The organism is Streptomyces lycii, assembly GCF_009735685.1.
Lineage (GTDB): Bacteria > Actinomycetota > Actinomycetes > Streptomycetales > Streptomycetaceae > Streptomyces > Streptomyces lycii.
Map to the genome: position 1 here is coordinate 1 of NZ_WHPN01000228.1, position 649 is coordinate 649.

At 71.3% G+C, this 649-nt stretch carries 1 protein-coding gene; it reads left to right on the plus strand.

The window, feature by feature from the left end; all coding sequences use genetic code 11:
* The coding region (locus GCU69_RS09235; RefSeq protein ID WP_268969256.1) for an alpha-amylase family glycosyl hydrolase at positions 1 to 649 on the plus strand (649 nt) is incomplete at both ends.

Genomic DNA, 649 nt, shown 5'->3' on the forward strand with positions numbered 1-649 from the left:
GAACGACTGGGAGTCCGTCTTCGGCGGCCCCGCCTGGACCCGTACGAAGAACCCCGACGGCACACCGGGGGAGTGGTATTTGCACCTCTTCGCCCCCGAGCAGCCCGACTTCAACTGGGAGCACCCGGCCGTCCACGACGAGTTCCGCTCCATCCTCCGCTTCTGGCTCGACATGGGCACCGACGGCTTCCGCATCGACGTCGCCCACGGGCTGGTCAAGGCCGACGGCCTGCCCGACACGGGCCACGGCGAACAGCTGAAGCTCCTCGGCAACCAGGTGCTGCCCTTCTTCGACCAGGACGGCGTCCACGAGATCTACCGCTCCTGGCGCAAGGTCCTCGACGAGTACGCGGGCGAGCGCATCGGCGTCGCCGAGGCCTGGACGCCCAGCGCCGACCGCACCGCCCTCTATCTGCGCCCCGACGAGCTGCACCAGGCGTTCAACTTCCACTATCTGGGCGCGGGCTGGGACGCCGCCGAACTCCGCACGGCCGTCGACGAGTCGCTCGACGCCATGCGCCCCGTCGGCGCGCCCACCACGTGGGTGCTGTCCAACCACGACGTGGTCCGGCACACCACCCGCTATGCCGACGGGGACCCCGAGCGGGGCCTGCGCCGGGCCCGCGCCGCCGCGCTGCTGATGCTCGCG